This window comes from Parabacteroides timonensis, assembly GCF_900128505.1.
GTDB classification, from domain to species: domain Bacteria; phylum Bacteroidota; class Bacteroidia; order Bacteroidales; family Tannerellaceae; genus Parabacteroides; species Parabacteroides timonensis.
In genome coordinates this window covers 4,243,024-4,257,880 of the sequence record NZ_LT669941.1, presented here as the reverse complement: position 1 = coordinate 4,257,880, position 14,857 = coordinate 4,243,024, and the positions used below count along the sequence as shown (strand labels likewise).

Here is a 14,857-nt window from a genome sequence, read left to right as displayed (position 1 = left end):
ATCAACCGTTTTGCAATACATCCTCCTTCTCGGGAGCACCCGGTTCCGGAGTAGAGTCCGGATCAAACGGATTAAAGTAGTAAATACCGAATGTATCGAGATATTGCAGGAAGTATGGCAACTTCTTCATAAAGAGGCTACTTTCTTTTGCCTTTGCAGGTGTCCAGGCCGATTCGGCAACGGCTGCCAAGCGGGGGAAGGTCATATAGTCCAGACGCTTTGTATCTGCCACACGCTCCGTCCACAAAGAGAATTGCATCCCCATCACCTGGTCTTCATAATCTTTCGTCAGGTGAATGATCGGATCGGGGAAACGATAAATATCTTCCACCGGATTGTAACCGTTCCACAGACGCCCTACCTTATGAGCACCGTATTGTACAAAGTCGGCATAGAGCGGACGACGCGGAGTCATAATCACACGGAAACCATTCTCCAACGCTTTCACCAACTGATGTTTGCGGTCATGACGCCACCACATGATAACCGCTTTATCAGGAGAAACACCGGCATCGATAATCTCGTCCCAACCGATCATTGTTTTACCTTTAGAAGCTACGATATCGGCAGCACGCTTTACGAAGTAATGCTCCAGCCCTGTCTCGTTCTGCAACTTCTTGTCTTTAATGAATTGCTGGATCTCAGGATCGGTAAACCAGCTCTGGTTGCCATAATGCACCTCGTCACCACCGATATGAATATAAGGGGAAGGGAATAAAGCGACAATTTCATCGAGTACATCGCTGATGAACCGGTAAGTCGTCTCCTTGCAGGGATGGAAAGTGAAACCATTCCATTTGCCTTCTCCACCGCCCGACAACTCCGGATAAGCACGACTCACGGCCGTTGCATGTCCGGGCATATCAAACTCCGGTACGACCATAATATGACGGTCAGCTGCATAAGCAACGATCTCACGGATATCATCCTGCGTATAAAACTGAGCCGGTGCTTCCGGCTCATGCCAGTTACCGATTGCACCGACAGATGTCAATTTCGGATATTTCTTGATCTCGATACGCCAGCCCGGTTCATCGGTAAGATGCCAGTGGAAGACATTCATACGGAGGGAAGCCATAATATCCAAATACTGTTTCACCTTCTCTTTTCCGAAGAAATGACGGCTTTCATCCAGCATGAAGCCCCGCCAGTCATAACGGGGGTGGTCTTCGATCTTACAGGCACCCAAAGTGCCGTTGCCGAAACGTACCAGTTGCAACAAGGCTTCTTTGGCGTAAAATAAACCTGATTCGGAAGAGGCTTCCAGCAACACCCTCTCCGGTGAAATATTCAAAGAATAACCTTCATCGGCCATCTTTAGCTTTTCATCCAATACCAGGCGGATCTCTCCCCCGCCGGCAGACGATTGCTTACCTGTCGCTTTCAACTCCGATTGCAATTTCTTTGCCAGCACATCGGCATATCCGCCATTTCCGCTGATTTTTGGAGTGGCTCCAATCGTAAAAGAACCTTTCTGCCCTACAACCCTGGCAGGTGTAGGAAACATTGTCAACTGTGCCAAAGCAGGCAACCCAAGGAATATAAGCAGCAAAGCTACTGAAAATAGTTTTCTCATGGAGATTATTGTTATTGTGTTATCGTGCACACTTTAGATTTGAGCAAATATATGTAATTATTCCGATACAGTTTGTATCTTTAGGCATTAAATCAAATGACGAACACATGAACAGACTGTTTATCTTCACTCTTACACTTATCTGCCACTGTCTGATCACATCTGCGCAGGAAATCGAATATGCACAACCGGTGAATTCCCCGGAAAGCTGCACTAGTATTATGGTCGGTAAAAAAGCATCGACAGACGGGTCGGTTATGACCAGCCACACCTGTGATTCCAACTACCGTACCTGGATGGATATCGTTCCGGGTGCGAACTACGACCGGGACACCACAGTTGCCATCTACAACGGACGGATGCATACCGAATATCCGGCCGATGAAACAAACGTCGAGCTAAAAGGAACCATTCCCCAGGCTCGTTCTACTTACCAGTTTCTGAACACATCTTATCCTTGTCTCAACGAAAAACAGCTGGGTATCGGTGAAACGACCATTTCCGGCCGTAAAGAAATGGAGAACAAAAACGGTATGTTCATGATAGAAGAACTCCAAAAGATTGCATTGCAACGCTGTACCACAGCCCGCGACGCTATCCGCCTGATGGGTAAACTGGTGAAAGAATACGGTTACGGTGACTCCGGCGAATGCCTGACTATCGCCGATCCGAACGAAGTATGGATCTTCGAGATCTTCGGCGAAGGGCCGGATAAGATCGGAGGCGTATGGGCAGCCGTCCGTATTCCCGACGACCATGTCAGTGTATCGGCCAACGTTTCCCGTATCTCCACCTTAAACCTGAAAGACAAAGATAACTATATGGCTTCGGACAATGTATTCGACGTAGCCAAAAAGATGGGATTCTGGGATGGAAAAGAACCGTTCCGTTTCTGGAAAGCTTACAGCGGCGGGAACTATTTCGGCGAATTGAAATCTTATAGTCTCCGCGAGTTCTTTATACTAAACAGCTTAGCTCCTTCCCTGCATCTGTCTTATGATTCGGAAGAGCTACCGTTAAGCGTAAAACCGGACAAACAAGTATCAGTCACCGATGTGATGGCCCTTTTGCGTGAAACCTATGAAGGGACCGAATGGGATATGACCAAAAACCTGAAAGTACCGGCTAAGAAGAAAGACGGCGGAGCGGAAGATTCGATAGTCAGCCCCTCAGCTAATCCCTGGATGACAACAGACATGATCAATATGTTGAACGGAGTGAAGAGCGGAGTCGTTACCCGCAACCGCCTGGTATCTGTTCCGCAATGCTCCTATTCGCATGTGATCCAGTTACGCAGCTGGTTGCCCGATGCCATCGGAGGTATAGCCTGGATGTCGTTCGACAACCCGGGACAAAGCCCGCGTTTCCCTATCTTTGCCGGAACCACGACACTTCCTCCCAGCTTCTATATCTGCGGACAACACCGTCATCGCGACGATGCGGCTATCTGGTCTTTCCGCGAAGCAAACAAGTTGGCTACAGTACGTTGGGGATTGACAAAAGACAAGATGCAAAGCGGAATCAAACATTTTGAAGATAAAGGACAACGAGAATTGCCCTTCGTAGAAAGCCAGTACAAACAAATACAGCAAGCCGAAGGAGACGAAGCAGCCAAAGCCTACCTGACCGGATATACTTCCGACTTTGCCGGAGCTACCATGCAGCGCTGGGAAGACATGGCCGACGAGTTCTGGAAGATGTTCGCACGAGGATTCTAAACAACAAAACAAACAATTAAATCATATCTTATGAAAGCATTATTTATTTCCTGTGCCTTGTTGCTTTCTGCTCTGAGCGCATTTGCACAAGGTTATCAGTTTACCGAAGTAGTAACCGTTCCGGCTACTCCTGTAAAGAACCAGGCTGCTACCGGTACTTGCTGGTGTTTCGCCACAACCTCATTTATGGAGTCGGAACTGATGCGTATGGGAAAAGGAGAATACGACCTTTCCGAAATGTTCATCGTACGCCAGAAATACATGAACCAGTTACAGGATAATTACCTGCGTCGTGGTGATGGGAATATCGGGCAGGGTAGCCTTTCGCATACTTTCATGAACGCCTACCGCCAGGTCGGTATCGTTCCGGAAGAAGTTTATAAAGGAATCAATTATGATTCCGACCGCCACAATCACAGTGAGATGGTTCAATATATGAAAGCTATTGCCGATGTTGCCGTAAAAAATAAAAAACGTAGTCCGGAATACGACAAACTGATCAAGAACCTGTTCGATACCTATCTGGGAGAGCTGCCGGCAAAATTCACATACAAAGGAAAAGAATACACTCCCAAATCGTTTGCCGAATCATTAGGATTGAATATGGATGATTATATCGAACTGACAAGCTTCACCCATCATCCTTATTATAAAAAGTTCGATGTGGAAGTACCGGACAACTGGGAGCATTCCCTGATGTACAACCTGCCGCTCGACGAGATGATCGAAACGGTAGATTATGCCTTAAACAACGGTTTCACCGTATGTTGGGACGGTGACGTAAGCGAAAAAGGATTCTCTTTCAAGAATGGCGTAGCCATCAACCCGGAAGTAAAGAAGGTGGAAGACTTCTCCAATACCGACCGTGCCCGTTTCGAGAAGATGGACGAAAAAGAACGTCTGGAAGAAGTGTATAAATTCGAGCAGCCTTACCCCGAAATCAAAGTAACTCCCGAGATTCGTCAAGAAGGTTTCGAAGCATTCGTCACTACCGACGACCATCTGATGCATCTGACCGGTATCGCCAAAGACCAGAACGGTACAAAATATTACATCACTAAAAATTCCTGGGGCACAGACCGCAATAAGTTCGGTGGTTATCTGAATATGTCGGAAAGCTTCGTCCGTGCCAAGACCATTTATGTAATGGTGCACAAGGACGCAATCCCGAAAGCGATCCGGACAAAATTAAGTTTATAAGGAAATATCATTCACTGGGTTCATTTAGTAACCACACATCTTATAAATCAAACGGGGAACAGGTGAATGCAACAAGTGTTTTTGCATTCACCTGTTCCCTATTTACGTCAAACCATATCCGCAAAATCACAAAACAAGGGTAAAAAGAGAGCTAATATGGAACAAAATCAGGGTAAATATTAAAAAAGTGCGCCGGTCTATCCGTAGAGGAAATCAACAAATTATAATTTCTATTTATCGCCCAAACCGGGGAATATGTTGCATAAATCGTGTTGTTTCCATATAGGAAACTCATATTTTGTCAGATGTTAGCTATCTTTCATTACAAGGCAACGCCTTGTGCCGCAGGCTCTATTTTGCCGTCGGTTTTTAACCGACGGATATAAAAGACAGGAGGCAAAGCCTCTTCATCTGTGGGCTTAAGCCGCTTTAAAGCAGGGACTACCATTATATCTCAAAGGGGTTAAAACCCACAAAGGAATCCGGCAAAGTCGGAGCATTAATCTATCCGTCAGCTGAAGCAGACGGCAAAAGAGAACCTGCAGCATGAGACGGAGCCTCATAAAAAAGACTCATATCTTTCTATAACTTCTCTATTTCTTCTACCGATACCCCTGTACATTTAGCAATGTCGGCAGCTACCATCCCCATACGTTTCATATTGGCTGCGGCCTGACGTAAAGCTTCAGCTTTTCCTTCGGCAACCCCTTCGAGCCGACCTTCCCATTTGGCGGTATCGAGAGCTTCGTTCTCAATTATGATATCAGTCACATGTTCATCGTACGCACGACGTTCACTTGGCGACATGGAGTAATATTTCAACTTCTCGCGGGCTTCACGAAGACCGGGGGCGGTGGTATCCGGACGGATCGTGCCGTCTTTCAGGTATGCAATCCATTCGTCGAGCGGCGTGGAGGCCACTTTGTCGAACTCGTTTACGCGAATCAGGATGTACTCCGGAAAGATCTCGGCAGGCAGGCGGGTGATGAGGGCATCACGATCACGCGTATTGATATGCAGACGGTCGCCGGTATGCACGCCGGTGAAATGGTTCTGACCATGATAGATGTAGTCTGTTCCCACGCCTAGGTCAAAATAGAGGATGCTGATGGAATAGATTTTCTTCACATTCTGATAGCTTTCGCCCAGCGAGATATGCTCGGTGATGGCTTTGGCCACACCGTAAAGGATGCGTTCGAGATAATGTAGCTCGCGGGTGTTCTGGATTTCAACGATGATGATTTCACCTTTACTGTTCAGCGCCTTGATGTCGACACGGTTGTACTTGTCGCTGGCTCTTTCCTGGTTGCCTTCGCTTTCAAGGATTTCGAGGATACTGACCTCTTCACGCAGCATCACGGTCAGGAAACCGTTAAGCACACCAAAATTAGCCTTCTGACGCAACAGACGCTTGATGGCCCAGTCAAATCGTATATATCGATCCTGTAACTCATGTCTTTCATTCTCTGCCATAGCTTTCGAATCTAATTCTTTCATAATTAAGTGTTTTATGTTAATAGCTCTACAAATATACATAATATTCATGTACAACGAGAAATAATAAGGGATAATCTTATTAATAATGTGCTAATTTGCCAATGTAGCAATGGAGATCATAAATTACCAGATATGAACCAATATTACAGCCCTCCCTACCTCTTTTAATCGTTGATAAGGGAGATACTACCTGTTAAGAAAGGAGGAACTATGTGTTAAATCCTTATATTTTGTTGCTACCCTGTACACCATAGGATATTTCCCTGTACACCCTGCGCGGGCAGCCTGTACACCTTAATCGGCTACCCTGTACAGGGTAATTTTACTAAATAAGGACTTAACACGTAGTTTGTCAGGATTTAACACGTAGTTGTCTACCTTTTAACAGATAGTCTTTTAGCGGTATAGATGACAGATGACAAACTCCATTGCAAATAAAAAAAGTATCTGCCATGCTCTTATCCTCTGAATGACTACATGTTACATCAGCGAATGACAGATGACAGATACTTTTCTAAAAACTTTGTGTAGAAAGTTATTTTCTTGTGACTACCGACTCATGTTCGTGAAGCAGTATTCGGTGATATGGTGATACTGCTTTGCCTCGTCTATCAGGATAGAAGGGAAAGCCGGTTGGTTAGGCGCATCCGGATAGCCTTGTGTTTCAATGGCTATACCTGCACTGGCATAGTAAGGGGTATTGTCCTTCCCAATGTCCGTACCATCCATAAAATAGCCGTTATATACCTGAACGGAGGGCTGGTTGGTATATATTTCCAACATTCTTCCAGAAAGAGCATCAGACAGACGGGCGGCAAAATGCAATTCGTCCGATGCTTCGGATTCTTCGGTATCCAAGGCGTAGGCCAAGGAGAAACCTTTGTCCTTTTGTATCTGCGGATGTTCCTCGACCAACGACGAGGCAATGGTACGGGGAGAACGAAAGTCGAGCGAGGTTCCGCCTACCGGTAATAGCCGGCCTGTTGGAATTAATTCACCGTTGCATTCTATGATAGCAGAAGCGTTCAGTGTCAGGTTATGGGATAAGACATTTTTCCTTTCTAACGGATCGAAAGGAGATTGCAGGTTGAAGAAAGCATGATTAGTCATATTAACGGGAGTAGGATGATCGGTCGTTGCTTCGCATTCCATCCGCAGGGTATTGTCCGCTTTCAACATGTAAGTAACCTTTACTTGCAGGTTGCCGGGATAGCCCTCTTCACCGCTTTGTGAATTATTTGTGAACTCGACAGCTTCCTCTCCGGAAGGAGAAATATATGTACGGAATTTCCAGTAACGGTTGTGAAAAGCATCGATTCCACCGTGTAAATGGTTACGGACAGGTGTACCGTACACATCGTTGGAAGCTAGCAAAAACTCCTGCCCTCCTATCCGGAAACGGGCATTACTGATCCGTCCGCAGACACGACCGACGATGGCTCCGTGATATTTTTCACCTGCCGTCCGGTAACCGTCTATCGTATCGAACCCAAGCACGATATCCGACAAGCGATCCTCCCGGTCGGGCACCCACATACTTACCCATCGGGCACCATAATCGGTAAACTGGGCAACAAGCCCATTACGGTTCCTTAATGTAACCAGTTCAGCGGAAGAAGCCGGGCTTCCTCCGCTGAAGGTTGATGCTGATAGTAATTTCATAGTTGAAAATACATCCTTATTGTTTTACAATCTTAAATATACCGCTCTTGAAAGCACCATGAACAGGGAAAACAACACCTATCTCCATCAGTTCAGCGCCTTTATAAGTTCCTTCTACTCCTTCCACTTTGTAGGAAGCGTCCGGTAAAAGACCGCGCAACTTCACCTGTTTGGGACGTTTCGTCTCCGGTATGGCGTTATCAGGATATTCTGCCAGGTTATAAACAAAAACGATAGCTTCCGACTTCGGTTTATTTACGAACTGGAGTACGCTCCGGTTATTTTCGTAAGGTGAAACCAAACGGTAAAGATCGCCATTATGAACAGTCTGCCGGATTTCCTTATAACGGGCGATCTTCTCGCGGGCTACCGACTTTTCCTTATCTGTCCATTTCGTTATATCATAACCGACACCCAACACACCGCACATCGATACATCGAACTTAAACTCCAACGGATGATTTTGTCCATGCCAGTCTTCATGCGTTATCCAGCTGATCATCGAATTGGCCGGGAAAGCATTCAGGAAAGCATATTGTATAAACGTCCTTTCCACCGGATCGGTATTATCGCTAGCCCAGGAGAAATCGGTACGTGCCATCATACCCAGATCGACCCTGCCGCCTCCACTGGCACAATTCTCGAACCATACATCTGGGAATTCCGTACGCAACGCTTCGAATAAACGGTACAGGTTCTCCACATATTTAATACGTACAGCCCGTTGTTCGTCAGTCGGAGCAGAAGGGAAACCGGGATCGGTCAGGGATTTGTTCATATCCCATTTGATAAACTTAATATTATTCTCGCGAAGCAGTTTGGAGAAGCTGCCGTACAGATACTCATAAACATCTTCACGTGCCAGGTTCAACATCAACTGATTGCGTCCTTCATGCCGTGTTCGGTTAGGATAATGGAATACCCAGTCCGGGTGGGCACGGTACAGGTCGCTATTCGGATTGACCATTTCGGGCTCTATCCAGATACCGAAATCCAGCCCCATAGCATTGATCTTATCGATCATAGGTTGCAAACCGTTAGGAAACTTATTCTTATCGACTGTCCAGTCGCCCAGGCCTCCTTTGTCGTTGATACGGCCTTTAAACCATCCGTCATCGATTACAAAAACCTCAACACCCAACTCCTTAGCGATCTTTGCCAGAGCCAGCTGATGTTCTTCATTCACGTCGAACGTGGTAGCATACCAACTGTTATACAGTACCGGACGTACTTTCGAGCGATGGGACGGATAAAGTACCTTTTCACGCGTATAGGATGCCAGATTCTGTGACACACCTTCCATTCCACGACGGGTGTAACCGATTATCATTTTAGGAGTCGTAAAGCTCTTTCCCGGTTTAAGCATCAGCGACTGATCCCAGAAGTTGATACCTCCTGTTACCTGAACTTCCCCACGCGGGAATTTTTCGAGATCCATACGCCAGTTACCGCTGTACTGAAGGCTACCGAACCATACTTCCCCGCAGGTTTCCATCTGTTCCCCTTCAGGACGAACCGCAAAGAAAGAAGATCCGAAAGAACGGAAGTCTTTCACCTGGAAAGTTTTCAAACCCTGTGTCAGCTTCGTCACATTCGGCTGATACTCATAGCCCCATATACCTGACAGATGCGTCAATTCATAAGCATTCTTCGGAAGAAAGAAGGTGCCTGACTGGGCGTTCTCTATTTCGATCGCGTCCTTCTTGCCGGTATTCTTTATTTCCATCCACTTTTCCAACAGGTCATATTCCGGTAAAACGCGGATATATTCAGTAACAGTCAACGGATAATATTTATCCTTCTGGTGGATAACCAGTGTTTTATATCCATCCAGTGTTTGTATTTCCGAACCGACGTAAGTAAGTTCGACATCCCTCACCCGATCTTTAAAAACAATCTCCAACATCGGAGTGGTGGTTGAGTATCCTCCCCTTACCGTCACTTCTTCCCCCAGCGGATAACGAAGTTTAGCCGGATCCTGACTCTTATTACCAAAATAGTACATACCTACCGTCCCCTGCTCCGAAGAGCCTATCCGATAGATGGATGAATTGGTTTCCAGGGTCCAGGATTTCCCGTCACCACCTACCGTGATCGATTCTGTTTGCGCCCGGATAATACCTGCGGCAAAAACAAATAGTACAATAAACAACTTTTTCATACACTTCATACTGATCGTTTTACTAGTTACTAAATATATCTGTTTTACTCATAAATTACCAACCGGGGTTCTGTGTCAGATTTGTATTAATGTCGCGTTGTGATTTAGGGATAGGCCAGAACTCATGCTTTCCTTCCTGGATATTCCCTTTTACCTGCGGATTCCATTCCGGCGTACGGGTACAATAAACTCCCCAACGAAGCAGATCGAATTTACGATCGCCTTCAAAACAAAGTTCCCAAGCCCTCTCCAACTTCAGATGTTCTCTGAACTCATCTTTACTCATCGCCTTTAATGGTTCCAAACCGGCTCTTTCGCGAACCTGGTTAATATAATCGTAACACTTTGAGCTACCCAGTTCATTTAATACCTCGGCATACATCAATAAGACATCGGCATAACGAATAATAGAATGATCCAATCCTGTTCCCTGAGAGTTATCATTCGGAGTCTTTTCTCTGAACTTCTTAATATGAGGACGATAGAACGTGATATGCTGCGGATTTCCATTCGCATCTTTCGGAACGATTGCATCATATTCTCCGGGAATCTCCGCTGTGGAATTCCAATAGGTATGTTTGAAACGTTTATCATTTTCCTGATCATAACTATTGTAGAAACGATCGGTAGGTAAACCGTTGCTCCATCCACCACCATAAGTCAGTCCTATTCCCTGAGCATAATATAACTCCAATGGGGCAAACTCTGTATGCCATAGACTACCTTGTCCATAAGTACCTCTGGTAAAATTGATAATCCAAACGCCTTCATTACCGGGTCCTGTGGATTCATCAAACAGCTGGGCGTATTCGGGCAGTAACTGATAATGGGCCCCATACTTCTTATTATCGACGAAATCCTGCAAGATAGCTTTTGCTTTCTCTAATTTATCTGTTTGCTTCAACGGGTAACCAGCCATTGTCAGGTAGACTTTAGCCAGCATAGCAGCTGCACTACCGCTCGTTATACGTCCCCCATCCGATGCATTCTCCCATTTTACAGGAAGAACCTCCATTGCATACTCGAGATCTTTAATAATAGCATCATATACCTCTTCCGGAGTAGCACGAGATACAGTTTTCAAATAATTGATATCCGTACTGGACTCTAAAAGTAAAGGCACTCCATTAAAAACTCTTACCGCATCAAAGTAAAGGAAAGCTCTTAAAGCACGCGCCTGCCCTTCTATGAATTTTTGTTCTTCTTCGCTAATAGAAACATTCGGAATTGCTTTTAACAAATTATTGTCATCTTTTATATGATTATAAATAGATTGCCAAAAATCATCTGGAATACTCGAAGAAGCATTGAATGTTGACGGGAGTCGAGCTATTTCATTATGATGAGCCCAAGTTGATTTCTCTGTTATTTCTTCAATATCTGTCCCCCACTCGAACCAACAAGGTCCAGCCCAGTTTCTGGAATAACGATCCTGAGGTGCACGGTATACAGCACTTAGACCGGCATTAAGATCGTCAGCTGTCTGATAAAAATTATCCGGTGAGAGGAAAGAACGTGGCTCCTCTTCTAAAAAGCTGTCACATGAAGTAAGTATCAATGCGCAGGCCGGGAGAATATATTTAATTATCTTTTTCATGTCTGTATAGTATTTAAAGTTAGAATTTCAGTTGCAAACCCAACATATAAGTAGTTGTAATAGGATAAGAGCTGTTTCTGTCATTATTCCCAATATCTCCATCTTCCGGATCCATACCTGTATAACCCGTAAAAGTAAACGGATTACTAACAGAAGCATATACTCTCAAATAAGACATACCCAAATGGGAAATAGCACTTGTCGGAACCGTATATCCAAGAGTAATATTTTTAATCTTCAAATAACTTCCATCTTCCAGAAATTCACTGGTTGTCGTACTTAATCTGTTTTTACCGGTAGACGAGGCTCTCGGATACTTAGCACTTGGATTGGTGGGCGACCAACGATCCAGCATCTCTATACGGTTATTATCTGCACCGGCGCCCGACAACAGGATATAATTGTTTCCATTATAAATATCACGTCCCTGTTCGAAAGTCATAAACACACTCAGGTCGAAATTCTTATACGCAAAATCATTTGTCATCGAACCGTAAAAATTAGGATAATAAGACCCGATAAACACACGGTCGTCATCATTGATCTGGCCATCTTTATTCTGGTCTACATATCTTACATCACCAGGAACCGAACCATATTTAGCAGCCTCTTCCTCCTGGCCTTTTTGCCAGATACCATCTGCCTGAATCATATAGCGATTACCTATGCTAAGCGGTTTTCCTACCCAATGTGTTGTACCGATCTTTTCAGAGCCATCCCCTAGAGAAGTCAGCTTATTCTTATTCGCTGCGATCATAAACGATGTCTTCCAAGTAAATTCACCATCCAGGTTAATGGAGTTGATGCCTAATTCAAAACCTCTGTTCTGCAGGTTACCCATATTGGCAAAGGTACTCGGGAAACCGGCCAAGGCAGGAATTTCGATTTCACGTATCAGGTCTTTTGTATTCTTTGAATAATAATCCAAAGTAACGTTCAGGCGCCGGTTGAGAACCGAAACGTCCAGACCTAAGTCCAATTGACGGGTCGTTTCCCACTTCAGATTAGAGGAAGGCATTTTCGACTCGTAATATCCGGAGGCTTCCGATCCGTTAAAATTATAATTACCATAGTCCAGCTTCGATAACGTCTGATAAGGAGCAAGAGCATTTGCGTTACCGGATAATCCATAACTAGCCCGGACTTTCATATCGGATATCCAATCGAGATCCTTCATAAAATCTTCTTCCGAAATCTTCCATGCAACGGCACCACTGGGAAAATAGCCATATTTATTATCGGCACCGAAACGGGATGAACCGTCAATACGCATATTTCCTGTCAGGATATATTTATCCCTCAATGTATACACAACTCTTCCGATATATGAAACCATACTCCATTCTTTCAATTCGGAAGAAGGTTTGCGTGCAGCAGCAGAACCAGCCCCCAGGTTATAAGTTTCATACACATCACTGGCAAAACCGGAAGCCGAAGCCGTCACTGTTTCCCAACGATTTTGTTGAGCAGAAAACCCTAATACGGCATCAATATTATGTATTTCATTAAATGTCTTATTATACATCAATGTCGTTTCACTTATCCAGTTATAATTTACAGAGGATGTGATTTCAGCATAACCGTCGCTGATACGCCCGTTCGCTTCATCTTGCGCACTAATTGAACGCGGGTTATAAAGATTCTTTCTCCAACTGTCTAACTCACCGGATAATTGTGTTTTCAAAGTCATCCCATCTATTAATTTAACTTCCAGAGCCAAAGAAGTGTTAATAAGAGGCTCTATCTCATTGATTTTCGGCAATTCAGAAAACGCAGCCGGATTAGCACGCGGTGTTCCCAAGGCACTCTGTATCATGGCATAATATTCTCCTTCCTCATTCTTCACCGGCGACATAGGGTTTCCTACCATAGCAGGGAACAGGACATTGGTACCATTCGTTCCTTTTTTAGCCATCAGGCTAATATTGTTATAAGTCGAAATAGTCACGCGTTCCCCAAATTTCTGGGAAGCATTAAAACGTAAGCTACCTCGTTTAAATCCAGTGTTATTGACTATACCTTGCTCGTCAAAGAAACCTGCTCCGACATGCACTTTTGTCGTTTCTGTACCGGAACTGTAAGATACCTGATAGCTTTGTGTCAGACGAGCCTGGCCTGTAACTTCTTTCCACCAGTTCGTACTACGACCACTATCCAACATTTGTTGCTCTGCCGGGAGAAAAGCATTTGACGGCATCTCAATGCCATCCATTATATAAGAATCGCGACGCAACTGGGCAAATTGCTGAGCATCCATCATTTCAATAGGATTGTCAAAATATTTTATTCCACAGAAAGCATTTACTTCCAATACCGGTTTGCCTACTTTTCCAGATTTTGTTGTAATCAGAACTACACCGTTAGCAGCACGTGCACCATAGATAGCAGTAGAAGAGGCATCTTTCAAAATACTTACCGACTCAATATCATTAGGATTAATTGCATTTACACCACCATCGGAGGCAATAGGAAAACCATCGACAATAAAAAGAGGGTCACCACCGGAAAATGAGTTGTTACCACGAATATTCATTGTAACCCCGGCCCCCGGATTTCGATCGCTCTGCAAGGTATATACTCCCGGAGCATTCCCCTGTAAAGCCTGGCTCAGATTGGCTGCCGGTAGTTTTTGCAGGTCTTTGGAAGACACAGAAGATACGGCACCAGATAAATTACTTTTCTTTACCGTGCCATAACCAATTACCACAACCTCATCTATCGCTTCCGAGTTTTCTTTCATAACAATATTCAAGTCTTTTTGACCGGTCACATTTACCTCAACCGATTGCATTCCTATATAAGAGAAAACCAAAACACTACCTCGTGGAACTTCCAGGTTAAATTTCCCATCTAAATCGGTAACAACTCCCTGCATCGTTCCTTTTACCACAACAGAAACTCCGATTAAAGGCATTCCTGTCGCATCACGAACTATACCACTCACATTCCCATCTTGATTCATTATACTAATCTGCAAATTATTATCCCCCAAAGCATAAGGAATAAATAAACCGCATTGGAGAGAGGCTGCCAATAACAGTCGGACAGCTTTATGTCCAAACAGGGAATGAAAATATTTCCCTCTCTCATTAATTTCAATAATTTTCATAATACTAAAGTGATTTAATTAATACTAGTCTCTGATAACCCAAACATTCTTCTTCCAAAAATTCTAATCAAATCCGGACTTAAGGATACCGTAAAGTAACGCGATTAGCTTAAAGCAACAAATAGATAAAATAATTATATGATGGACTATATTATGATGCATTCACAACACACACATCACACACTCAAACTTACGCAATAGAATTGCTTATTGCACAAATATGCACAATATATCCAATATTCAATATACAAAGAAGCCTTTTAACTACTCCTTTTCCACTATATCTTTTAATTCTTACTTTCCATAAATGGACTATCTATTTAAAAAACAACATTAT

At 44.2% G+C, this 14,857-nt stretch carries 8 protein-coding genes; 2 read left to right on the top strand and 6 right to left on the bottom strand.

What is annotated here, in order from left to right; all coding sequences use genetic code 11:
* Position 1 precedes the first annotated feature (1 nt).
* Positions 2-1,576 (bottom strand): beta-N-acetylhexosaminidase, encoded by a 1,575-nt coding sequence (locus BQ7394_RS24380; RefSeq protein ID WP_075559764.1) that lies wholly within the window; start codon positions 1,574-1,576, stop codon positions 2-4.
* A 107-nt stretch (positions 1,577-1,683) separates the two neighbouring features.
* On the opposite strand from BQ7394_RS24380, the gene BQ7394_RS24375 reads away from it, so the two are divergent.
* A complete protein-coding gene (locus tag BQ7394_RS24375; RefSeq protein ID WP_075559763.1) occupies positions 1,684-3,294 on the top strand; it encodes a dipeptidase in 1,611 nt (536 codons plus the stop codon).
* A 30-nt stretch (positions 3,295-3,324) separates the two neighbouring features.
* The gene (locus BQ7394_RS24370; protein ID WP_075559762.1) at positions 3,325-4,494 is read left to right on the top strand and encodes a C1 family peptidase; all 1,170 of its coding nucleotides are present in this window, start codon (positions 3,325-3,327) and stop codon (positions 4,492-4,494) included.
* 582 nt (positions 4,495-5,076) lie between these two features.
* Here BQ7394_RS24370 and BQ7394_RS24365 read toward each other — a convergent pair.
* The 5 genes from BQ7394_RS24365 to BQ7394_RS24345 all read right to left on the bottom strand — a co-directional run bounded on the left by BQ7394_RS24365 (position 5,077) and on the right by BQ7394_RS24345 (position 14,520).
* On the bottom strand, positions 5,077-5,991 hold the full coding sequence (locus BQ7394_RS24365) for an Rpn family recombination-promoting nuclease/putative transposase (RefSeq protein ID WP_075559761.1): 915 nt from the start codon (positions 5,989-5,991) through the stop codon (positions 5,077-5,079).
* Positions 5,992-6,540: 549 nt separating this feature from the next.
* On the bottom strand, positions 6,541-7,653 hold the full coding sequence (locus BQ7394_RS24360) for an aldose epimerase family protein (protein ID WP_075559760.1): 1,113 nt from the start codon (positions 7,651-7,653) through the stop codon (positions 6,541-6,543).
* Positions 7,654-7,669: 16 nt separating this feature from the next.
* Positions 7,670-9,823: an alpha-galactosidase gene (locus tag BQ7394_RS24355; RefSeq protein WP_235848815.1), complete on the bottom strand. Its 2,154-nt coding sequence runs from the start codon at positions 9,821-9,823 to the stop codon at positions 7,670-7,672.
* 46 nt (positions 9,824-9,869) lie between these two features.
* Positions 9,870-11,411 (bottom strand): RagB/SusD family nutrient uptake outer membrane protein, encoded by a 1,542-nt coding sequence (locus BQ7394_RS24350; protein ID WP_075559759.1) that lies wholly within the window; start codon positions 11,409-11,411, stop codon positions 9,870-9,872.
* Between the two features lie 19 nt (positions 11,412-11,430).
* A complete protein-coding gene (locus tag BQ7394_RS24345; RefSeq protein ID WP_075559758.1) occupies positions 11,431-14,520 on the bottom strand; it encodes a SusC/RagA family TonB-linked outer membrane protein in 3,090 nt (1,029 codons plus the stop codon).
* Between the last annotated feature and the right edge of the window lie 337 nt (positions 14,521-14,857).

What these genes read in the sequence shown, in the direction of transcription:
- BQ7394_RS24360 (WP_075559760.1), bottom strand. Translation starts at nt 7,653, where the DNA reads ATGAAATTACTATCAGCATCAACCTTCAGCGGAGGAAGCCCGGCTTCT.
- BQ7394_RS24365 (WP_075559761.1), bottom strand. Translation starts at nt 5,991, where the DNA reads ATGAAAGAATTAGATTCGAAAGCTATGGCAGAGAATGAAAGACATGAG.
- BQ7394_RS24345 (WP_075559758.1), bottom strand. Translation starts at nt 14,520, where the DNA reads ATGAAAATTATTGAAATTAATGAGAGAGGGAAATATTTTCATTCCCTG.
- BQ7394_RS24380 (WP_075559764.1), bottom strand. Translation starts at nt 1,576, where the DNA reads ATGAGAAAACTATTTTCAGTAGCTTTGCTGCTTATATTCCTTGGGTTG.
- BQ7394_RS24350 (WP_075559759.1), bottom strand. Translation starts at nt 11,411, where the DNA reads ATGAAAAAGATAATTAAATATATTCTCCCGGCCTGCGCATTGATACTT.
- BQ7394_RS24370 (WP_075559762.1), top strand. Translation starts at nt 3,325, where the DNA reads ATGAAAGCATTATTTATTTCCTGTGCCTTGTTGCTTTCTGCTCTGAGC.
- BQ7394_RS24375 (WP_075559763.1), top strand. Translation starts at nt 1,684, where the DNA reads ATGAACAGACTGTTTATCTTCACTCTTACACTTATCTGCCACTGTCTG.
- BQ7394_RS24355 (WP_235848815.1), bottom strand. Translation starts at nt 9,823, where the DNA reads ATGAAGTGTATGAAAAAGTTGTTTATTGTACTATTTGTTTTTGCCGCA.